General features: G+C 42.9%; 21 protein-coding genes and 1 pseudogene. 15 read left to right on the top strand and 7 right to left on the bottom strand.

The window, feature by feature from the left end; translation table 11 throughout:
• Nucleotides 1-188: 188 nt before the first annotated feature.
• From katA to ASG85_RS27190, 3 genes are all read right to left on the bottom strand, one after another.
• A complete protein-coding gene (gene katA, locus ASG85_RS27200; RefSeq protein ID WP_060648319.1) occupies nucleotides 189-1,646 on the bottom strand; it encodes a catalase KatA in 1,458 nt (485 codons plus the stop codon).
• Nucleotides 1,647-1,712: 66 nt separating this feature from the next.
• The gene (locus tag ASG85_RS27195; RefSeq protein WP_057305703.1) at nucleotides 1,713-2,948 is read right to left on the bottom strand and encodes an MFS transporter; all 1,236 of its coding nucleotides are present in this window, start codon (nucleotides 2,946-2,948) and stop codon (nucleotides 1,713-1,715) included.
• 133 nt (nucleotides 2,949-3,081) lie between these two features.
• Nucleotides 3,082-3,492 (bottom strand): hypothetical protein, encoded by a 411-nt coding sequence (locus ASG85_RS27190; RefSeq protein ID WP_057305702.1) that lies wholly within the window; start codon nucleotides 3,490-3,492, stop codon nucleotides 3,082-3,084.
• Between the two features lie 294 nt (nucleotides 3,493-3,786).
• On the opposite strand from ASG85_RS27190, the gene ASG85_RS27185 reads away from it, so the two are divergent.
• The 7 genes from ASG85_RS27185 (at nucleotide 3,787) to ASG85_RS27155 (ending at nucleotide 12,767) form a co-directional block, all read left to right on the top strand.
• A complete protein-coding gene (locus ASG85_RS27185) occupies nucleotides 3,787-4,734 on the top strand; it encodes a ring-cleaving dioxygenase (RefSeq protein WP_057305701.1) in 948 nt (315 codons plus the stop codon).
• Nucleotides 4,731-5,342 carry an alpha/beta hydrolase gene (locus ASG85_RS27180; protein WP_060648318.1) on the top strand — a complete coding sequence of 204 codons (612 nt, stop codon included), beginning with the start codon at nucleotides 4,731-4,733 and terminating at the stop codon, nucleotides 5,340-5,342. Before ASG85_RS27185 ends, ASG85_RS27180 begins: the two co-directional genes overlap by 4 nt.
• Before the next feature lie 37 nt (nucleotides 5,343-5,379).
• A complete protein-coding gene (locus tag ASG85_RS27175; protein WP_060648317.1) occupies nucleotides 5,380-5,997 on the top strand; it encodes a flavin reductase family protein in 618 nt (205 codons plus the stop codon).
• 316 nt (nucleotides 5,998-6,313) lie between these two features.
• A complete protein-coding gene (locus tag ASG85_RS27170) occupies nucleotides 6,314-7,255 on the top strand; it encodes a LysR family transcriptional regulator (protein WP_235550233.1) in 942 nt (313 codons plus the stop codon).
• A 341-nt stretch (nucleotides 7,256-7,596) separates the two neighbouring features.
• Complete coding sequence (locus tag ASG85_RS27165; RefSeq protein ID WP_060648316.1) at nucleotides 7,597-9,276, top strand: extracellular solute-binding protein; 1,680 nt, start codon at nucleotides 7,597-7,599, stop codon at nucleotides 9,274-9,276.
• A gap of 23 nt (nucleotides 9,277-9,299) precedes the next feature.
• Entirely contained in the window at nucleotides 9,300-11,195 is a 1,896-nt protein-coding gene (locus tag ASG85_RS27160) for a histidine kinase (protein ID WP_235550232.1), read from the top strand.
• Nucleotides 11,196-11,201: 6 nt separating this feature from the next.
• Nucleotides 11,202-12,767 (top strand): response regulator, encoded by a 1,566-nt coding sequence (locus ASG85_RS27155; protein WP_060648315.1) that lies wholly within the window; start codon nucleotides 11,202-11,204, stop codon nucleotides 12,765-12,767.
• Between the two features lie 209 nt (nucleotides 12,768-12,976).
• Here the strand turns inward: ASG85_RS27155 and ASG85_RS39430 are convergent.
• A pseudogene (locus tag ASG85_RS39430) lies at nucleotides 12,977-13,138 on the bottom strand (IS110 family transposase); the annotation flags it as partial.
• Nucleotides 13,139-13,348: 210 nt separating this feature from the next.
• On the opposite strand from ASG85_RS39430, the gene ASG85_RS27150 reads away from it, so the two are divergent.
• Entirely contained in the window at nucleotides 13,349-14,245 is an 897-nt protein-coding gene (locus ASG85_RS27150) for a LysR family transcriptional regulator (RefSeq protein ID WP_060648314.1), read from the top strand.
• A gap of 505 nt (nucleotides 14,246-14,750) precedes the next feature.
• Here the strand turns inward: ASG85_RS27150 and ASG85_RS38235 are convergent.
• Nucleotides 14,751-14,894 carry a hypothetical protein gene (locus tag ASG85_RS38235; RefSeq protein ID WP_156390177.1) on the bottom strand — a complete coding sequence of 48 codons (144 nt, stop codon included), beginning with the start codon at nucleotides 14,892-14,894 and terminating at the stop codon, nucleotides 14,751-14,753.
• A 135-nt stretch (nucleotides 14,895-15,029) separates the two neighbouring features.
• The gene (locus ASG85_RS27145; RefSeq protein WP_235550246.1) at nucleotides 15,030-15,620 is read right to left on the bottom strand and encodes a hydrolase; all 591 of its coding nucleotides are present in this window, start codon (nucleotides 15,618-15,620) and stop codon (nucleotides 15,030-15,032) included.
• A 634-nt stretch (nucleotides 15,621-16,254) separates the two neighbouring features.
• Here ASG85_RS27145 and ASG85_RS27140 point away from each other — a divergent pair.
• From ASG85_RS27140 to ASG85_RS27110, 7 genes are all read left to right on the top strand, one after another.
• Nucleotides 16,255-17,202 (top strand): ring-cleaving dioxygenase, encoded by a 948-nt coding sequence (locus ASG85_RS27140; RefSeq protein ID WP_060648313.1) that lies wholly within the window; start codon nucleotides 16,255-16,257, stop codon nucleotides 17,200-17,202.
• Nucleotides 17,199-17,423 carry a (4Fe-4S)-binding protein gene (locus ASG85_RS38780; protein WP_057305694.1) on the top strand — a complete coding sequence of 75 codons (225 nt, stop codon included), beginning with the start codon at nucleotides 17,199-17,201 and terminating at the stop codon, nucleotides 17,421-17,423. Before ASG85_RS27140 ends, ASG85_RS38780 begins: the two co-directional genes overlap by 4 nt.
• 14 nt (nucleotides 17,424-17,437) lie before the next feature.
• Nucleotides 17,438-17,713, top strand: coding sequence for a GNAT family N-acetyltransferase (locus ASG85_RS38775; RefSeq protein WP_057305693.1), 276 nt, complete (start codon nucleotides 17,438-17,440; stop codon nucleotides 17,711-17,713).
• 171 nt (nucleotides 17,714-17,884) lie between these two features.
• Nucleotides 17,885-18,583: a pirin family protein gene (locus ASG85_RS27125; RefSeq protein WP_060648312.1), complete on the top strand. Its 699-nt coding sequence runs from the start codon at nucleotides 17,885-17,887 to the stop codon at nucleotides 18,581-18,583.
• 20 nt (nucleotides 18,584-18,603) lie between these two features.
• Nucleotides 18,604-18,930, top strand: coding sequence for a hypothetical protein (locus tag ASG85_RS27120; RefSeq protein ID WP_060648311.1), 327 nt, complete (start codon nucleotides 18,604-18,606; stop codon nucleotides 18,928-18,930).
• Between the two features lie 49 nt (nucleotides 18,931-18,979).
• Nucleotides 18,980-19,978 (top strand): type I glyceraldehyde-3-phosphate dehydrogenase, encoded by a 999-nt coding sequence (locus ASG85_RS27115; protein WP_057305690.1) that lies wholly within the window; start codon nucleotides 18,980-18,982, stop codon nucleotides 19,976-19,978.
• A 117-nt stretch (nucleotides 19,979-20,095) separates the two neighbouring features.
• The gene (locus ASG85_RS27110; RefSeq protein ID WP_060648310.1) at nucleotides 20,096-21,184 is read left to right on the top strand and encodes a low temperature requirement protein A; all 1,089 of its coding nucleotides are present in this window, start codon (nucleotides 20,096-20,098) and stop codon (nucleotides 21,182-21,184) included.
• Between the two features lie 121 nt (nucleotides 21,185-21,305).
• On the opposite strand, the gene ASG85_RS27105 is transcribed toward ASG85_RS27110, so the two are convergent.
• Nucleotides 21,306-21,920: a TetR/AcrR family transcriptional regulator gene (locus ASG85_RS27105; protein ID WP_060648309.1), complete on the bottom strand. Its 615-nt coding sequence runs from the start codon at nucleotides 21,918-21,920 to the stop codon at nucleotides 21,306-21,308.
• Between the last annotated feature and the right edge of the window lie 29 nt (nucleotides 21,921-21,949).

The following is a 21,949-nucleotide window of genomic DNA, read 5'->3' as shown; positions in this document are numbered from 1 at the left end:
AGAGAGCAGCCTTAAAAAGCTACCTTTCTTGAAGGTCTTCTTTTTATAATGTGAGAAAGTATAAGTTTGAACTATTGTCATTGAGGTGATGAGCTGGCTAGTGTAATTGAGAATTCCTTCAGCAAAAAAAAGAGCAGTTCTCCAGCTATCATTTGCTGTGTGAACTGCTCTTTTTTTGACGGATTGTATTAAGTCAGTTGTGGAACTCTCAAACCAAGCCCCTTGGCGATCGCTTGCCCCCATTCGGGATCTGCTTGAAAGAAGTGAGAGATTTGGCGGAGTTTGATTTCATCTTTCTCCACCGGCTTCATAGCATTTACTATGTTATATACTAATCGCCCGCGTTCTTCTACACTAAGCAATCGATACAGGTCGCCGGCTTGCGTGTAATGATCATCCTGGTCATATGGGACGCTATCGGCTGAACCGGTTATCTCAAACGGGGCTGTCTTGTATGTTTCCGATTCGGCAGCTCCGCCATAACTGTTTGGTTCATAGTATATCGAGCTTCCCCCATTACGATCGGAACGCATCTGTCCGTCTCGCTGGTTGTTATTCACTTCTACGATAGGTTTATTGATAGGCAGTGTATGATGGTTCGTGCCGACCCGATAGCGATGAGCATCGGCATAGGCGAATAAACGGCCTTGAAGCATTTTATCCGGAGAAGCCTCAATACCGGATACGAACGCTCCGGGTGAGAAGGTTGCTTGCTCTACTTCGGCAAAATAATTGTCCGGGTTTCGGTTGAGGACCATGCGTCCAACCTCGATAAGAGGGTAATCTTTCTGCGACCACACTTTCGTTACATCGAAAGGATCAAAACGATAGGTCTTGGCATCTTCCATCGGCATCATTTGTACATACAACTTCCATGCGGGGAAGTCACCTTTGTCAATGGCGTTAAATAAATCTTCGATATGATAATCTGGGTTTTCACCGGCCAGCTTGGCGGCCAGCTCGACATTCAGGTTCTTCACGCCTTGTTCCGTTTTAAAGTGATATTTGACCCAAATGCCTTGTCCGTCTGCATTGACCCACTTAAACGCATGGCTTCCGAAGCCATGCATATGACGGAGAGTCGCAGGAATACCACGATCGGACATCAAGATAGTGACTTGATGCAAGGATTCGGGAGACAAGGACCAGAAATCCCAAACAGCATTGGGGTTTTTTAGATGAGTTTGAGGGTGGCGTTTCTGGGTATGAATGAAATCTGGAAATTTAATGGCATCCCGAATGAAGAAGACTGGCGTGTTATTGCCCACCAAATCATAGTTTCCTTCTTCCGTATAAAACTTTACAGCAAAGCCACGTGGGTCACGTACGGTATCTGCCGATCCCAGTTCACCTGCTACCGTGGAGAAGCGTATAAAAATCGGTGTACGTTTGCCAACCTCAGACAAAAAGCGGGCCTTTGTATAGGTGGAAACATCGTTGGTTACTTCAAAATATCCGTGTGCGCCGGCACCTTTGGCATGCACAACACGTTCGGGGACGCGTTCCCGGTTGAAATGGGCAAGCTTTTCCAGAAGGTGGACGTCTTGAATAAGGGTTGGACCGCGTGAGCCGGCAGTCAAGGAGTTCTGGTTATCTCCAACAGGAGCGCCCCAACTTGTTGTTAAATGGCCATTTTGAGCTTCCATGTACAAACCTCCAAAGTAATAAATGAGTACAACGATGAGCCTTGGTGAACCGGATGCGATCCCGAATCATTTCGCTGATTTCGCGTAGGTCTCGTTTTGGGATGATGCTGAGTAACTGCGTGGTTCTTCTAAACGAATAAACAAGGGGACAATCAAGCTCAAACCTAACAATCCAGCTAATACCTCAAAAGAGAGTAAATAGCCTCCGTGATTGATTAGATAAATCGAAAGAATCGGCCCAAGTGATGCACCTATGAACACCATAAACATGTGGAACGAAACCGCGATCGCCCGGATCTCCCCAGCAATTTGACCAATTAGTGAGATCAATGCGGGAAGAGCCATAGAAATTCCAATAATAAACACGACGCTCATCGAAACTAAAAAAATGAGGTTAGGCCAGAGGCCTAACAATCCCAAGCCGATTCCACCAAAGATCAATCCACACCATAAAACGTTTTTGACTCCCATTTTCGCAACCAATTTTCCATCAAACGGTGCTACAAGCATTCCGATAATACCAACCGCACGGACCCATAGAATATCTTGGTGACTTAATCCGAAGAGCGAACTGTTTAAATAACTTCCAAGTGTCGTGAAAAAACCAACAAGCGAAATAAAGAGCGTAGCAGAAATGATGTAGCAAAGAGGTAAACTCTTCCTTTTAAATATATAGCCTATTCGCAAAAAGGCAGAAAGAAAGCTGCCATCTGGTTGTTGTGTTTTATCGTTTGGAACAAAAAAGGTAATCAAGATAAAGGATATTAAATACACCGCAAAAAGAATATAGAAAATATAAGACCAATTAAAGAATAAAACAATATAGCTGCTATATATTTGTCCAACGATACTTGCCATTAAAAATGCCGTACTGATGAACCCAATAATGGTTATTCTTCTTTTTATCGGAAACATTTCCATGGCGTAGGCCAAGACAGACGGAGGGAACATGGATGCTGCTAAACCCTGGATGGCTCTGAGGGCAACAAGCCAAGAAAAGCTGCTGACACTTCCGATTAGAGGAGTTATTACAGTTAGCAATAGTAACCCTGACAACATCATTTTTTTTCGCCCAAAACGATCGGATAAAACGCCAAAGAACAGACCTCCACCTGCAAAAGCAAACGAAAAGGCACTGCCAGCCCAAGCAGCTTGAGAAGACGACACCTTGAATACGTCTGCAAAAACCGTTATTAACGGGATCGTTAAATACACACAAGATACTACAACTAAACTACACCAGAAAAGGACGACGGTAATGAATGAGAAATTTGACGAGTTGGACAACGGTTCATTAACCAAGATCCTACCCCCTTGTTCTTCAGATTTTTTAATCGGATTATTTATGTTCAGCTAACCAAACGGCTACTTTTTGAGCATCATCCCCTTTGAGGATTCCAGCAGGCATACCACCGCTTAAGAACATATCTGAGTATTACATGGAAACATCATGCGTATGGTTATTATGAATGTCCATTGCTTTTACGTTAGTAAAAACATTGACCGCAAATATCAAGATACCGGTTCCAGCTACTGCTTCACCGATACGCTTTAACGTGGTAATCCAATCTGGAGCGTAGCCATGAGCCATTAAAGTGAGGGTAATAAGCATGATGGGCAGGCCGATACCTTGCAACCAGAAGTGCCACTTCGCTAGAGGCGATTCTGCTGCTTTGGGAAATCGAAGATAGGTAAATCCGCAAAGAGCCAATGTTGCCCACCCGAAAAGATTTGCATGAGCGTGTACGCTTGTTAATGCAAAGTTAAGTGTTGTACCCATGTAAATACCGATGCAAATACCAATCAAAATATAAACGACTGCCATTTTTAAAAAACGTACTCCCATAGAATTTCCCCCTTGTTAATGTGATAAAGAACAATTCATCCGGCCGGGAATTATCCTAAAACTTAAACTTCTTTCAATTGGAAGTTTATTCAACTTTATCTTATAAGCACTGATAGGCAACTATCAATATGAATCTGACTATATCTCATATAGATATTGCTTATATTAGCTTCGCCCTTGAAGATATAGCTAATGACTATACATGATATAGAAATAATGGAATTGTTCATGAATAATAATTTCAATATGATAAAACATAAACAATTAAAAGATCATGCGAGGAGTGTTTACAAAATGGAAAAACATACAGATGGGATCCACCATATAACGGCTTTTGTAAAGAATGCCCAAAAAAATGTGGACTTTTATGCAGGGGTACTAGGTCTGCGACTTGTAAAAAAAACGATCAACTTTGACGCTCCGGAAGTTTACCATTTATATTTCGGTAATGAAGCAGGTAGTCCAGGCACTATAATTACATTCTTTCCCTATGAAGGTCATAAAGGGCGTATTGGCGGAGGGCAGGTAGGTGTAACAACATATGTCATTCCTTTAGGTGCACTCGATTTTTGGAAAGAGCGCCTTGAAAGCTTTCATGTTCCTTATTCTTTGAAGACGAGGTTTGATGAGAATTACTTAACATTTTCAGATCCAGATGGCTTACAGCTAGAAATTGTGGAGCGCGAGGAAGGGGATTTGAGTCAGTGGTCGTTCGGTGGTGTTTCAATTGATAAAGCTATCAAAGGTTTTGGCGGCGCTGTCCTGTATAGTACCGCACCCTTAAAAACGATGAATGTCCTAGAGCAAGTCTTGGGTCTTCAAAAGGTGAACCAAGAAGGGGATTTTATTCGCTATAGATCGACAGGGAGTGTTGGTAATGTTATTGACGTAAACATTGCGGCAATGGAGTGGGGCATAAGTGGAGCTGGTACGGTTCATCATATTGCATGGCGCGCAAAGGATTATGAAGACCACGAAGCATGGAGAAGCCATGTTGAGAATAGCGGCTTCCACCCTACACCGATCATTGATCGGCAGTATTTCCATGCCATTTATTTTAGGGAAGAAGGTGGCATCTTGTTTGAAATCGCGACAGACCCGCCAGGTTTTGCTAAGGATGAACCTCAAGATCACTTAGGTGAGGCCTTAATGCTGCCAGAATGGTTCGAAAGTAATCGTGGTGAAATTGAAAAGAACTTGCCTCCCATTCAAGTGCGTGAATTGGAGTCGTTCAAGCCATGAAATATATTTTTCGAAAAGGCTCAAGTCCGAAGCTGCCGACGCTTCTTTTATTACATGGCACGGGCGGGACGGAATACGATTTATTGCCGATTGCTCAAAGGATCGCCCCGGACTCCAATGCTCTAAGTATCAGAGGCAACGTTCAGGAGAATGGCATGGCTCGATTTTTCAGGAGATTGGCTGAGGGTGTGTTTGACGAGGAGGACCTTTTGTTTCGAACGGAAGAGTTGAACGGATTCATTGATCAAGTAGCGAACCAATATGAATTCGACCGCCAGAATGTCGTGGCCGTAGGGTATTCTAACGGTGCGAACATTGCAGGGAGCCTCTTGTTTCATTGTAAGAATGCATTAAGAGGTGCGATTCTATTCCATCCTATGGTTCCTCGTCGGGGTATAATACTTCCCGAATTAGCTCAAATCCCTATATTTATTGGTGCCGGAACGAATGATCCGATCTCTTCTCAACAAGAAACCAGAGAACTGCAGTCGCTTTTGGAAGGTGCAGGCTCTTCCGTTGAAATACACTGGGAACATGCGGGTCATCAGCTAACGCACCAAGAAGCCAAAGCGGCAGCTCAATGGTTCAAAAAGCATTTCTATTCCTAACCTGTTCTCATACTTTATATGTGGAAGAAGGGTAACATTGATATCGATCAATCCCAACAATCAAACGGAACGGGACAATTATAAGCTGCTAAGCGGGAGCATTCTTCCTCGGCCGATTGCGTTTGTGACGACTCTATCGACAGACGGTATACTGAATGCTGCCCCTTTCAGCTATTTTAATATCGTTACATCGAATCCTCCCATGCTCTCGATTTCCGTACAACGGCAACAGGGCAAACAGAAAGACACCTCAAGAAATGCGATAGAAAAGGGAGCGTTTGTCGTTCACATCTCAGATGAGTCCAATATTGAGGCCGTCAATCAAACGGCGGTCAACCTGCCGTCACACGAAAGTGAAGTCGAATGGGCCCGATTAACTCCTGTTCCTAGTACAGCAATTGATGTTCCAGGTGTAGCTGAAGCCAAGATTAGAATGGAGTGTGTCCTCGAGCAGGCGATACCTCTTGGAGGGAATACAGCAATGCCAGGTTGCGATCTATTGATCGGGCGCATCGTTCACTTCCATATTCATGAATCTTTATATCAGGAAGGCCGGATTGATCCTAATAAACTTCAGCCAGTAAGTCGGCTCGCAGGAGATTTCTATTCGAAGCTCGGAGAACGATTTTCAATAAAGCGGCCTCAGCCTCAGTAGGCCCAATAGCGTCGTTTTGAAGTAACAGCATTGTTCGAAGCAGCGTTTGCGCGAGCGATGTTTCAGAAGTAATCCGATTTTATAAAAAACCTAGTAAAAGAAGAGCCTGCTTCCTATCGAGAAGCGGGCTCTTCATATTTTCAGACTACACACATAGTGTTCCCAACGCACCAACCCTAAAATCTAGCAACCTTCACCTGAAATCTAGCGGATATATTACATGACAGGTTCCTTGATATAATGTTTACAAAGTCCAGCAATCACCCGATACGGGAATTTTGGATGCAAAATACGCAAGTGTACCTTGAGAACAGGGATGGGCACTTGGGGGCGGTTTCATACATCAGTACTTTCCTATTCTGGAATGATCGGGGTGATCTATATAGAGCTTCGCCAGCTTGAATATTTTATTCAAATATGCAAATCGGGAAGTTTCACCAAAGCTAAAGAAGAATTAGGTGTGACTCAGCCTACACTAAGTCAGCAAATTCGGGTTTTGGAAGATGAGTATAATATTCCATTGTTCGATCGGGTAAGTAGAGGAGTTGAAGTAACGGAAGCGGGGAAAATTCTCTTGAATAAGGGCAACGCTATTATGAATCTTCTTGAAGAGGCACGAAATGAAATATACGGCCGAAACAATATATCTAGAGAAACAATTTCTATTGGATGTTGTCCTGCTGAGCTTGGATATCTTGCTCCTTATCTCATGAGATTTCGCGAAAAGTACCCGAATATTTTATTGAAGATTATCGCTGCAGAGGATGCCGAGAATAAAGTTTTGGAGCAAAGGGTAGACATTGGAATCACTGCAAATCCGATTTCTAATGCTTCGGTTATTTCGACTCATTTGTATAGACAAGAAATGGCGCTATTGATTCATTCAGAACATCCTTTGGCCGATAAATCTTCGATTCCTTTTCGATCCTTGAAGCAAATGAATTCGATCATGTTTCGAGAACAAAACAATTCATTAATTGAAATGTATTGTTCCTCTTATGGGTTTACCTTGAAGTCGATAATAGAAACGTCCTCCATTTCAGTATTGATTCATGGGGTTCGTCATGGACTTGGAGCAGCTCTTATACCAACATCTTTGCTCGAAAGTCTAAGGGACGATTCTTTGCGTATTGTAAAATTAGAAGGCAAAGTTCCATGTTGGGATATATCTCTTGTATATCTTAATTCCGTTACTATGAGGTCCGCTGTAGGCAAATTCATTCAAGAGATGAATTCATATGTCCAAGCAGTGCTGTAATAATGAAGAAGTAGGACAAGAATTAGACATTCTTATTTTGCCCTATAGCAGCTGCGATGATCTATCGCGTAATAAATCATAACTAGAACATCATAGCTAACGAACGCGAGCAAGACGAAGGAATATTTCCTTGTCGTGCTCGCTTAGCGTTGGCGGCTTAAGAAACCTGAAATATCGTAACCCTACTTAAAATGTAAGCTCTTTATTTTTCTTGCAGTAACCTTTATACTATCAGGAGGGTTCTGCACGGCTGAAAGCCTGTTTGCGTATGGCAAGATCACCACTTTCCTATATATAGGACATTAAGTTCGCCAACCTACACAGACGAAGGAGCATTATGAATGGGTAAAATGCGTAATTCAGTAATACTTTTGCTAGCTATGATGACGTGTTTGACGTTAACAGCTTGTTATGGGAATACTGCTGAGGATCATACGAACTCCAACGCCAATCTTATGAAAGCAGATGCTTCTCCAACGAAGCCTTCTCCGGATGAGCCTGCCTGGAAGCTGGACACGACACCGATTACGTTTGACTGGTATATCAATTTCGATTGGTTCACCAGCAAGTGGGGAGGAAACGTCGTTTCCGATTATATAACGAAGAAGACGGGCGTCAGCTTGAACTTTATCACGCCTGCTGGCGACGCCAGCGAGAAGCTCAACACGATGATGGCAGCAAAGACGCTCCCTGACTTCATCACGCTAGGCTGGTACGAGGATGCCGTGTTGAAGATGATTAAGGGAGATATGGTGCTTCCATTGAATAAGCTAGCGGATCAGTATGATCCTTATTTTATTAAAGTCGCAGACCCCGCGAAGCTTAGCTGGTATACACAGGCTGACGGCAATGTGTATGGCTACCCGAATGCATCATCATCCCCTGCGGATTATCGAAAATATGGTAAGCTTATTACGTCTAATCAGACCTTTGTTGTTCGGAAAGACATGTATGAAGCACTTGGGAAGCCGGATATGAGCACGCCGGAAGGGTTTCTAGGCGCGCTGAAGGCTGCGAAGGAGAAGTTTCCGGAAGTGGATGGCCAGCCGCTCATTCCGATCGGCCTGCATGAATTTACGGAAACCGGCAACTTTTCGCTGGATACGTATCTTCAGAATTTTCTAGCCATTCCGCAGCAGAAAAACGGAAAACTGTACGACCGCCGAAGCGATCCAACCTATCTGAAATGGTTGAAGGTGTTCCGCCAAGCGAATGAGGACGGGCTGATGCCGACAGATGTCTATATTGATGAAAAACGATTGGAGAAGGATGAAAAAATATCGCAAGGGCGCTATTTTGCCATGCTGTATCAGTGGTCTGATTTTACAGAGATTAATCAAGCGTTGTATCAGAAGGACCCGAATAAGGTGTATATCGCGATTGATGGTCCGGCGAATGATGCGAATGATGCGCCAACACTTGCAGGAAATGGCGTCTCCGGTTGGACGGTGACGCTCATCTCGAAGAATGTCAAGGATAAGAAACGGGCAATTGCCTTCCTTAGCTATTTGCTCAGCGAAGAGGGAAACAAGGATCTGTACTTAGGAGAGAAGGGCATTACCTACGATACGATAGACGGCAAAGATCAGTTCCTGCCGGAGGTCATGCATCTGCTCAACACCGACCGTAAAGCGTTCGATAGCAAATATGGCGGTTCTTATATGTACTGGATGTTAATGGATACGAACATGAATCTAGCATGGATGACGGGAATGGATGCTGAGCCTGCCAAACAAATTGCCGATTGGACGAGGGGCAAGACGATCAGCATGGCCGAGTTCGATAATTTGGATCCGGACCCGACGACGAAGGAAGGTATTGCGGAAGACCAAAACGTGCGGCTCTGGGCCGAGACCCTGCCAAAGCTGCTGATGTCCAAGTCGGATGCTGAATTCGATCAACTGTTCACCGAATTTATGAAAAGCATTACCGAGGATCCAGAGTATGAAGCTCTCGTAGCTAGCCGCCAAGCAGCCTATGAACGAAATGTACAGAAGCTGAAGTCGTCGCTTAATCAATAGTTCGATAGAGGAAGCAGCAGGATGTGAAACAGGAGATGGGATTCGCGGCAATCCGTAGGTTATTGGGGATACGTGCATTTACGTTTAACCTTTCGCTTCAAGTCAAACTGATTCTGTCATTTGTGTTCGTTATCTTCATACCGGTTGTTCTATTCTCCTGGTATACGCTCAATGAAGAGTCTACCAAGGCAATGGAAGAATTGACGAAGAAAAACGAGAATGTGCTGGCGGTTGAGAAGATAAACATTGAGAATAACGTGGAGCTGATGGGATGGACCGATCAGCTTGCGTTATCCAACCGGGAAATGAACAATTATCTGCAAATTAAACAAATTCAGGATACAGCGCGTGTTATTCGTATTAAGCTTGATGTTGTCAACAACTTTCAATATTTCTTGTTCAACAATCCACGAATTGCGAATGTCCGATTGTTCACGGACAACCCTTATGTGAATGAGATTTGGCCAGTCATTCTAAAGGAATCACGTATTCAGGACAAGCCTTGGCATGATGAGGTGATAAAGCAGAGCGGTTTGCCATGGTGGGAGATACAGGAGAACGTTGCCCTCACCGGAATGCCATCCGAACCATCGCAGAATGAGCCCTTCATGACGTACTTGCAGGAATTTAAATATGCCGATAATAAACATAACGGGATTCTAGAAATATCGATGAAGTTGTCGGATTTCTTCTCTCGAACGTTCAGTAGCGTGCAGGACAAGAACTCCCAGCTGATCATAGTAGCAAGGAGCGGACAGGTATTCAGCTTGAAGGCTTCACCTGTGTTCGAACAGCACAGTTCGGAGCAATTGATGAACAACGTGAAGCTGACGAGGAATACAAATTTCGAGACGGTACAGTTTAAGGTTAATGGGCAGTCCTACTTAGCATTTCAGAGCTACATTCCATCGATCGACGTACATCTGGTCAATATGGTTAGTCTTGCGGACACGATGGAAGGCATTAACCATTCGAGAGTTCGTTATATTGTACTCATTTCGTTACTAGTGGCCTTTCTCGTACTGCTATCTTACTCGATGCAGGCGATAATTTTGCGCAGGCTTAAGGCGTTAAGAGAATCGATGCAACAGGTAAGAAGCGGTAACTTCAACGTCGAGCTGCCGCCGATAACTGGTACCGATGAGGTAGGAGAGCTGGGCCTGCATTACCATAGGCTCATTCTGAAGATTAACGAGCTCATTCAAGAGCAAGCAGCTAGGCAGGCGGCAGGCAAAGAAGCCGAGCTCCGGGCGCTGAAGAACCAGATCGATTCCCACTTCCTCTACAATACGCTGGAGAACGTCAAGATGCTGGCGGAGATTGAAGGGCAGTACCTTATATCGGACATAATGACCTCGCTAGGCGGTATGATGCGGTATTCAATGGAATGGAAGCAGGATCACGTGATGCTAAGTGATGAAATTAAGCAGGTCCAGCATTATGTATCCGTCATGAACATCCGTTATGATGGAAGACTTGATCTCCGATTGTCGATTGCACCGGAATGCCTCAAGCAGGAATCGCTCAAAATGTCACTGCAGCCCTCAGTCGAGAATGCAATCAAGCATGGGATGAGCCGGATGCATTCCAGCGACGGAAATCTTGTCATTACGATCTCTGCCGTCTGGCGTGATCAAGCTTGTGTCATAGAGATCACTGACAGCGGCTGCGGCATACCGGAAGAGAAGCTGGGCTTATTGAATCGAATGCTACGAATGGAGGAGTCCGCATACCAGGATGTTCGGCAATTAGTCGTTCGCAAAAATAACCAGGACAGCAATGGAATTGGTCTGCGTAATGTGGACCAACGCTTAGTGATGAGCTATGGGACGGAATATGGGATTCAGATCGAGAGTCAGGAAGGAAGCTATACACGCATAATCATGACTTTGCCATATCGGGTCATGGAAGGGGATTAGAGATCTATGATTAGCTTGCTAATCGTCGACGACGAGAAGATCATTCAGAGAGGCTTGCAATCGGTGATTGAGAGGCAGTTTCCTAATCTGTTCAACTACCGATTTGCCGAGAATGGTCAAGAGGCGCTGGAGCTGCTTAGCCAGGAGCCTGCGGATATTATGTTCACAGATATCCGAATGCCAATTATGGATGGGATTGAACTGCTCGAGCAACTGCAAGAGCATCCCGAAAGGCCCGAGATTGTACTGCTGTCTGGCTATAATCAGTTCGTATATGCGCAGAAAGCGATTCGCTATGCTGTGAAGGATTATCTCGTGAAGCCTGTGATACGGGAGGACTTGTTTGCCGTCCTGGAGCGATTAATTAGGGAGATAAGGATGAGAGAAGAGCGAGCAGACAAGGCAGGCGTAGATGCCAGCCTTGTTGCTGCCGAGCTAGTTACCCAGCATTTGACCCAGAAGGATGTGTGTGATGCGATAACACAAAACAAGCTGGAGCAGGCCGGCTTTAGCTGGTTGGATGCAGGATATACGCTGGGCTTGCTCACGCGACGCGGTGAAGGATCACAGCCTAGCAGTACGGATGCTGCTTCTTTCAGGAATCAAATCGCTGAGCTGTTACAAGGGCATATGGATTGGATGCTCACGCGTGATGGAAAAGGCGGAACGATTATGATCGCACGCGATCCGGTTATCTTCTACCAGTTGGCGGAACGGTGGAAGTTGAGTATATACGAGACGCAGCTGCGAATCGCGATTAGCGAATCTGTTCAAGGGATAGAGCACATTAGGTGGGCATACAGTCAAGCGAAGCAAACCTTGAAATACAGTATTGTGCTTCCAGAACTCGATGTGCTGGACTACACCAGCGTAAGTGAGCGCAATGAGCGGCATGTCGTTCCTGTTGAGTTGATTCAACGTTTATCGAATCTGATGGGAATGGGACGCGGGGACGAAATGAAACAGCTTCTCGATCAAATTCTAGATGCTCGTATCATTAGCTGCTGTGAAATCGGCTACCTGGAGCGGATTAGCCAGCTGCTCAATGAAGAGCTGTTCGACAAGGTGTTCCGAATATACGGAAATAGAGTGCTTGGCCTATTAAGTCAGTACGCCTCTGTTGGCCATATCGGGAATTTCGATCGATTTGAACATTATTATGCAGTTGTTGAGCAGCTTCTCGATAGATTGGATCGGTTCATCCAAGATCGGAGAGAGCAAGCGCCTACGGAGCCAAATACGATGCAAAAAGTTCTCGCCTACTTGCAGACGCATTATGCCGACGATTTGAACATGGCGGTCGTGTCCAACCACTTCTCACTCAATTACTCGTATTTCAGCCAAGCCTTCCAAGAATACTACGGTGAGAGTTTCTCGAACTATGTTCGCCGGTTAAGGCTGGACAAGGCGAAGGAGCTGCTGGTGCACTCCGATTTGAAGGTGTACGAAATCAGTGATCAGGTTGGATTCGAAAATGTGAAGCATTTTACGAGAATATTCAAGGATACCGAAGGCATCACAGCGTTGGAATACCGAAGCCAGCGAAGGCTGTTTGAAATCAAAATGGGTTAAAATTGCACTGAACTTCAGAACCCTCAAATCATGCGACTACACCTAAAATCGGTAACGACAGAAAACGATAACTCAAGCGAAGCTTAAGGCAGCTGGCCAGAACGGTCAGCTGCCTTTTCTCAACAAACGGGCAGGAAAGTTCTGATTCGAGGAGAATAGTGGTGAATAGTGAAGAGCGTAGTTTAGCGATAAAATTCATTCATACCTATATAAACTTGATCTAATACGGCTTGGAACTGAAGTTTCACCTGTACATACATTTGCTTAAGCGAGTCAAATTGACGCGTTAGATGCCTAAGATTCAGCAGTTGAACCCCTCGTTGTTTATGGTCTTTAAATTCCTCTTTGTAGTACAACTCACAACACACATAGTGTTCCCAACGCACCAACCCTAAAATCTAGCAACCTTTACCTGAAATCTAGCGGATATATTACATGACAGGTTCCTTGATATAATGTTTACAAAGTCCAGCAATCGGTGTCTGGGCAATCGCCATGTTAAAGAAACCGAATGATAAAAACAAACCAGCAAATGCTTAAGTGTGTTACAACTTTATTGTGAAAACAGGAGTGAGATTTTCATGTTCAGGCAATTAGAATATTTCATTCAAATTTGCAAAGAAGGAAGTTATACTAAGGCTGCAGAAGTTTTAATGATTTCTCAACCTACTTTAAGTCAACAGATCCGATTTTTAGAGGGAGAAGTTGGAACCCCTTTGTTTGAGAGAGTTGGTAGAGGGGTAAAGATTACAGCTGCCGGGGAAATACTTTACCAAAAAGCTCTTTTCGTGATGAGGCTCATTGAAGAATCGAAGAAAGAAACTTACGAGTTACGCAATGCTCGAACAAATAAACTTTTGATAGGCATCTCGTCTATGGACTTTTTTTGTTTAAAACCCCGGTTTTTGAAATTCCATGAACAGTTTCCTGATATCACATTAAAATTTTCCAGTCAAGAGAATACATCACAGCAATTATTGAATAGTAGTATCGATATTGGAATTACCGACAATCATGAACCAAACAAAGAAATTCATATGATGCACCTATATAAAGAAGAACAAGCATTGGTCGTTTATGAGGATCATCCATGGGCAGATCGAACCGTTATTTCTTTTCAGGAGCTAGAAGATTTAGAATCTGCCTTATTTGTTAGGGATATAAGTGTAATCGAGCAACTTCATACATTCAGCGATAAGATCACCAAATCTTTGCAATCAAAGTTTGAGTCAACTTCTGCGGAAATTCTTCTTTTTATGGTACTGCATAAGATGGGGGTAGCTATTTTACCTGCTTCTTTAATTGAAAGCTTTTTTGGTCAGAAATTGAAAATGATTCGTCTTGTAGATCCAACGCCTGTTCGTGAGATCAAGCTTATTTTTAAAAAACATCATTACAACAATCCTTCGGTTCAAACATGTATCAACTTTTTTCTAGAACAATCGAAAAAGTGGGCAGACTATGGCCATCACAAATAGGAATTATGAAAACGCTCATTCGATTTGCCCTCCAGCCCATATTTTGCGATAGGGACTGACCCATAAAGTGAGACAAATCAAAACACCTTTCAAGAGAATGCATCCATGTCGTAAGATGTGGAGGACAACTTGGAGGTGCTTTTGCGTTGGCAACTAGAGTAGCTATCCAATGGAAGTGAAGATGAAGGCCATTGAAATGAAGTTGGCGGGTGTCCTGTAAGTGAAGTGATGGAGGTAGGGGGGATACGGAATTCAACGGAGTTCAACACAGCTTAAGGTTTGGAAGAAATGGTATCGTGAAGGGGAACTACATTGGTTAAAGCAGCCTGTTGGTAAACATACAGCTGTGGTAAAGGACCTGAGTTCTCCTCAGAACTCGAGAAAGCGAAGGCAGAAACTCGGTTTCTAAGGCAGCGGAATGTAGGAGAGTTGACCACCATGAGCCATGGCATCCTATGGCAACTGGTAATATCAAACTTCTGTAAAGTTCTTTAACGAGATGCTTTCAAGCACTAGCACAAACATACTTTTTCATGCTCTCCAATATTTCTTTTGCTTCATCAAAATATATTTGATCACCGAACATTTTATAGAGCAGCATATAGTCATTGTATTCGTCCAGCCATTCGTTTACCAGAATTGGTATCACTTTTCATCCACTTCCTTCCTATGGCTTCATATCTTCTAGTATCTTGAATTTAATACTTATAGGAACGATTCAATTTGATTGATGAAAAAATTCACGAAGTAATATTTTACTTCGTGAATTTTGCTTGCTTATCGATTAATGTCCCTCTTTACCGCCAAACATTTCTTGTGAGTAAATAATACCTAATCCATATGCGCCGCCGTGTTCTTTAGCAATATCTGTTGTCGCTTTGTACGTTTCGGAACGTGCCCAATCACGTTGCAATTCAAGCAGGTACTGTTCCCAAGTAATTGGTGTCACACCAGCTTGAATCATGCGCTGAATGGCCATGTCGTGAGCCTCTTTTGATACACCGCCTGAAGTATCGGTAACGATGTATACTTCATATCCTTGATCGACCGCGGAAAGCGCAGCTGATAAGTCGCAAACCTCTGTCCATAGACCAGAAATGACTAGCTTTTTATTACCATAGCTGTTCACTTTATCTACAACACGTTGATCCTCCCAGGCATCCATCGTTGTACGGTCGATTGGCTGCTGATCAGGGAATACCGCTTGGATTTCCGGGAAAATCGGTCCGCTGAACGACTTTGAAGCTACCGTTGTCAAAACGGTCGGAACATTGAAAGCCTTAGCTGCTTTAGCAAGTCCAGTTACATTATTACGCAAATCCTGGATGTTAATCGACGATGTACCAAATGCCATTTGCGGCTGGTGGTCGATCATTAGCAGCGTATGGTTCGTTGGTGTCAGCAATCTTGGAGACGGAACCGCCTTTGCCTGAATGGCAGGTTTGTCTTTGCTAGCGGCAGTCGCAGCAGGCGTTTCTGCCTTTGCAACAATCATAGATCCGAATGCGCTTGTCGATACGACAGCAGTTAAAAGTGCTAGCGTTGTTACTGTGCGGCTTGTAAGTAATTTTTTCATGGTTGTTAGCTCCTTTTTTTTTGAAATATTAGACACCTTATCGACTTGTTTACATTTTGTAAACATGCTGCCCCTTCGTGCCTCAGAGGTTCCACCCGCAGCATCTGCTACAATTGGGTGCATTGAATACGAGAATCCCGCCTTTCATTTTATTAGTTACGACAGCATCTGAAACAACTAGTTATGAAGTCCGTTGCATGTTTCTATAGTATTGAAACGTAATATATCAATCAATTCTCTTTTTTCTATACGTTCTATAGATTAAAATTATAGTATCGTTCCTCTACATAACTTAAATACTCCCGAATAGCTTCGCCCTTGAAGATATAGCTAATGTCTATACATGATATAGAAATAATGGAATTGTTCATGAATAATAATTTCAATATGATAGACATAAACAGTTAAAGATCATGCGAGGAGTGTTTGCAAAATGGAAAAACAAACAGAGGGAATTCACCATATAACGGCTTTTGTAAAGAATGCTCAAAAAAATGTGGACTTTTATGCAGGGGTACTAGGTCTGAGACTTGTGAAAAAAACGATCAACTTTGACGCTCCGGAAGTTTACCATTTGTATTTCGGTAATGGAGCAGGTAGTCCAGGTACTATAATTACATTTTTTCCATTTGAATTAGGTCAAAAAGGGCGTATTGGTGGAGGTCAGGTCGGTGTAACCACATATGTCGTTCCTATAGGTGCACTCGATTTTTGGAAAGAGCGCTTAGAAAACTTTAATGTTCTTTATTCTATGAAGACGAGGTTTGATGAGAATTACTTAACATTTTCAGATCAGGATGGTTTGCAGCTAGAGATTGTAGAGCGCGAGGAAGGAGATTTGAGTCAGTGGTCTTTCGGCGGTGTTTCAATAGATAAAGCTATCAAAGGTTTTGGCGGTGCTGTCCTGTATAGTACTGCTCCCGAAAAAACGATGAATGTACTAGAGCAGGTCTTGGGTCTTCAAAAGGTGGAACAAGAAGGAGACTTTATGCGCTATAAATCGACGGGGACTATTGGCAATATTATTGATGTAAACGTTGCGGCGATGGAGTGGGGCAGAAGTGGAGCTGGTACTGTTCATCATATTGCATGGCGCGCAAAGGATGATGAAGATCATGATTCATGGAGAACTCATGTAGAGCAACATGGCTTCCATCCCACTGACATTATCGACCGACAATATTTCAATGCGATTTATTTTCGTGAAGAAGGGGGCATCCTGTTTGAAATCGCCACGGATCCGCCAGGTTTTGCAGTTGATGAGCAATCAGATGTATTAGGTGAAAAACTGATGCTTCCGGAATGGTTTGAAGCTGAACGTGCAGAAATCGAAAAAGGTTTATCACCTATTCAAGTACGTGTGATGGAGTCAGATAAATGAAAGAATTCAAAATATATAAAGGGAAAGATATTGATGTTTTATTTCACTCTGGAAAATGCGGTCATTCGGCAAATTGCGTGAGAGGGTTACCAGGAGTGTTCAACGTTAAAAAGAAACCATGGATTCAAGCAGATGGAGAAACGGCTGACAAAATCGCAGATCTTATCGATAAATGCCCAAGCGGTGCTTTGCAATATATAAGAAAAGATCATCAAGCATGAATGGGGTAACAATAATGATTGAAATTAATAAAGATACGAACAGTTTTTATGTAGGAGATCAGGATAAGAGGGATGCAGAAATACATTATGTTCCATCTGGGAATGGAATTATAATCGTAGATCACACGTTTGTTTCCGATCATCTGCGAGGACAAGGGGTAGGACAAGAATTAGTTAGGCGCGTAGTCGAGTTTGCTCGGAAGGAAAGGTTAAAGATTATGCCACTATGTCCTTTCACCAAAAGTCAGTTTGACCAACATCAAGATTATGATGACGTATTATTAAAATAATTTTGATGCTTTTTCGCGAGAGGAGTGAGTTCATTTGACGATTGTGCCTATCTTATTGGTTGCAATAGGTAAGGGAGATACGTCCAAACAGCGGCCTCAAGGTTATCGCAAACCTGTTCGTGAGTTTGTTAGTCTTAATCAATTTAAATAACTGATAAGGAGAGTTCTAAAATGATCCAGGTATTCCCGGCAGACTCCCGGTTTAGCGTAGATCATGGATGGCTGCGCAGCCGTTTAAGCTTCTCGTTCGGCAATTACTATGATCCCAATAACACCGAATTTGGGGTTTTGCGAGTATGCAATGACGATGACGTAGATCCTAGCAAAGGATTTGGTGCCCACCCGCATAGTGATATGGAGATCGTAACAATCGTACTTTCAGGATCCGTCCGTCATGAGGACAATTTGGGCAACACGGAAGTAACGAAAGCTGGGGAAGTGCAGCGAATGAGCGCGGGATCCGGAGTTGTTCATGCTGAATACAACGCTTCGCAGGATGAGCCGATGAGAATTCTTCAATTGTGGTTCATGCCAAAGGAACGGGGATTAGATCCTTCCTATGAAACTCGCAGGTACAATTCAGAGAAGTTAAAGAATGCCTTGCTCCCGATCGTTGATCCGCAGGGATCAGAGCAGATTGTTAAAATCCATCAAGACCTAACTCTCTATTTATGCAGGTTGGATAGAGATAAAAAGATTACCTTTCGGCAGGAAGAGGGACGCCGGATATTTATTTTCGTCATTGAGGGACGACTCACTGTAAATGATACTCGGTTAGGTGAAGGAGATACGGCTCGAATCGAATCTTTGGCTCAGCTCGGCATCATGGCGGAGGAAGATGCATTTCTAATGCTGATTGACCTTCCATAAGAACGAATAGGAGGGTTTGTATGAAAGAGGTACTTGTGGTTAGGCATTCGGTTGGAGGTAGAACATTTATTCATACCGAACAACAACCCATGGAATATTCGGTGACACGTATGGGTCAGGGGTGGAGAATTACTTTAATCATTACACAGGACGTGGATATTCACGAGATTCTCCGTTGGAAACAGGAATTGAATGTGTTTCTATTTCGGGAATATGATGATCAACCTGCGAAAAAAATTTGGTTTTATGTGAAAGAAGGTCCTGTCACGTACGACGATCAGCTCAAGCAGATTACTATTTTCGCCGAGTCTCGGATCGAATATATCCCGGATGAATTTGGCATTTAAATCATCGATGGCTAAGAAAACTTTATTCATCATTCTATGGAGGTTAACTATGGGCAAAATAGGAATATTCGGATTTGGGCGTATTGGAAGGCAATTATTAAGAGTCGCTTTGCAGGATCAACTTTTCGTTCCGGTTTCCATTTCAGATATTAAAGATGAAGCGACACTTGCCGCTCTTTTCGAAGTGGATACTAACTATAAACGCTGGCCCGAAGCTGTCTCCGGACGGGATGGTCTAATGGTTATCGGCGGACGGGAAATTCAGTTTATCAATTCGTCTAAAGAAGTTCCGGATTGGAAGGCCTTGGATGTGGATCTGGTAATCGACTGTACAGGCCGAGCCGTTACCCGCGCTATTGCTCAAATTCATTTGGATCGTGGTGCAAATCGAGTACTGGTTAGCGGACCTAGCAAGAGCCTTGAAGATTGTGATGCTGTATTGCTTAAAGGAATAAATCTGGATAGTTTCGATCCGGAGAAGCACAAAATCATTAGTATGGCTAGTTGTACGACGAATGCATTAGCTCCTGTCGTCAAAATCGTAAGAGAAAACTTCGGGATCAAGTATGGTCTATTCTCGACCGTCCATTCCTATACAAACACGCAATCGCTAACGGATCAGCCTATGAAGGATCGACGGGATTCGTGGGCCGCTGCGGAAAATATCATTCCTTCTTCATCTGGAGCCGCAAAAGCCCTTAAATTCATATGGAACGATTTACAGATTACAGGTAAGGCATACCGAATTCCAACTCGTACCGGAAGTATTGCTGAATTAAACCTTGTTACGGAAAAACCATGTACGGTGCAGCAGGTAAATGATATTTTCCGTAGTGCCGCTACAGATGGTCAGTTGAAGGGAGTCTTGGATATTTTAGAAGGCGAATGGGCCTCTTCTCGTATCGTAGGCGATTCCCATTCCTCTATCATTGACCTTCCATTGACTCAAGTACAGGGCGAACTGCTGTCCATTGCAACATGGTACGATAACGAATGGGGTTACGCTTCACGATTAGCTGAAGTAGCGGCTTATCTAGTAAATAAGTAAAATTGCAAATATATTGAAATTTAATTTTTTATATATTTAGGGCTATCGAACATTACCGATAGTCCTTTACCTCATTTATTAGTGAATATGAAGTCAAATAAAGGGGGTTTTGAAGTTATGGTTGAGAAAAAAGTAACCTGGTTGGAGCTTTTTTACGATCTGCTTTTTGTAGCAGCCGTATCAAAAGCGAACCACGTCTTGCTGCATGTCGATCATGGGAGCATTTCCATTGAATACTTAACCAAATTTGTTTTAATTTTCATTCCAATCTGGTGGGCGTGGGTGGGACAAACACTCTTTAATAATCGTTTTGGTCAAGATATCGTTACTCATAGGATATTCATGTTCCTACAACTATTTTTTGTTTTAATTATGACTGCAAGCCTATCAGTTAATTTTGATCACTTCTATATTCCCTTCTTTGTAGGCTATATTGGTTCGAGAGCACTGACAGCTATTCAATATCTTACGGTACACAAAGCAACAGGCACACATCAACAAAAGACCGCTAAATACTTGGGGACTCGCTTTTGGATCGGAATATTGATATCTTCCTGTTCGCTATTCTTTGATTCATGGATCCGATACGCGATTCTATATGCGGGAATTGCTGTAGATATTTTGCTGCCGTTAATCGGCCGACGGTACCTAATAAAAACCCCCATACATACCCATCACTTATTGGAACGCTTTGCATTGTTTACACTTATTCTTCTTGGTGAATCAGTGATCAGTATACTTGCTGTTTTGCAGTCAAGTGATTGGACATTGCCATCCATTTTGTTTGCCTCATTTACATGTATATTAGTTATTGCTTTGTGGTGGCAATATTTTGATCATATTGAACGGAAAGTGAGCAAAGAAATACAAACTGCCGGTCAAACGATTATTTATGGCCATCTATTCATTTATTTATCCATGAGTTCGATAGCTGCTTCGATCCAATTGTTATTTAAGGAACAACTCAATTATTTTTTCATGTTGGGTTTTATTTTTGGATCCGTACTGCTTTATTTTTTCTCTACATATCTTGTTTTCTATCGATATAGACATAAACACCTACCCTTGAAGCACTATCATTTGGGGATTTTATTAGGAATAATTGGATGTTTTATGGCGTTGGACTTGGCTTTTCATGTACCTAATTATGCAATCATCGGAGAAATGATGGTATTTTTTATCGTGTACGCCAAATTAACGACTTAACAATCTTTTAAAACTGAAGAACACACAAGCGCGGAATCGAAGCCAAGCATATGATGAGGAGAAGGCAGGTCGAATGTAACCATTCATCTGCCTTCTCTGAGTTTCACCTATAAAAATATAGTCATAGATAAAGACCTGTCGTGTAAAGAGATGTGATTGTATTAGCAATCTCTTCTACAGAACGATGATGTTCGTTTCGAACAATTTCCCAAAGATACATTTCATTCGTGAAAAACCAACCTCGTGCAACAATTTCATAGTTTAATTCAGCTCTGGCTAGCCCATTTTGCTGTGAATAGGCAATATCCGTAGATATTCGATGAATAAACTTTTCACGAATTGCCTTCCACTTATCCGAAATAACAGAGGATACCCCAATAGCCTGCTCGAAGATTTGCATCATATTACGTTCTGCCTCTGCCATTTTTAAAAAATCATGGGTTTGTTTTTTTATGATTTGCTCTGCTTCGTCTTTCGATTTCGGGAAGAAGGAGATCTCGGCAATTTCATAAAACTGAGCCATGACATTCTCCATTAATACGCAAAGAAGATCCTCTTTTCCTTCAAAATGAACATAGGCTGTTCCGTACCCAATGTTTGCTTTTTTGATCATTTGAGAAATCGTCGCTTTTTGAAAACCATCGTCTAGAAAAACTTCCCTTGCAGCTTCCAATAACTTTTGTCGTGTCACTGCTGAGCGTAAATGTCGTTTATCCCCTATTTTATCATTGCTCATTCCAATTCCCCCCTTTTAATAATTATCTT

The sequence above is a fragment of the Paenibacillus sp. Soil724D2 genome (genome assembly GCF_001427935.1).
Taxonomy (GTDB): domain Bacteria; phylum Bacillota; class Bacilli; order Paenibacillales; family NBRC-103111; genus Paenibacillus_E.
Note: the sequence above shows the minus strand (reverse complement) of the source record. Positions and strands in the feature narration are given on the sequence as shown.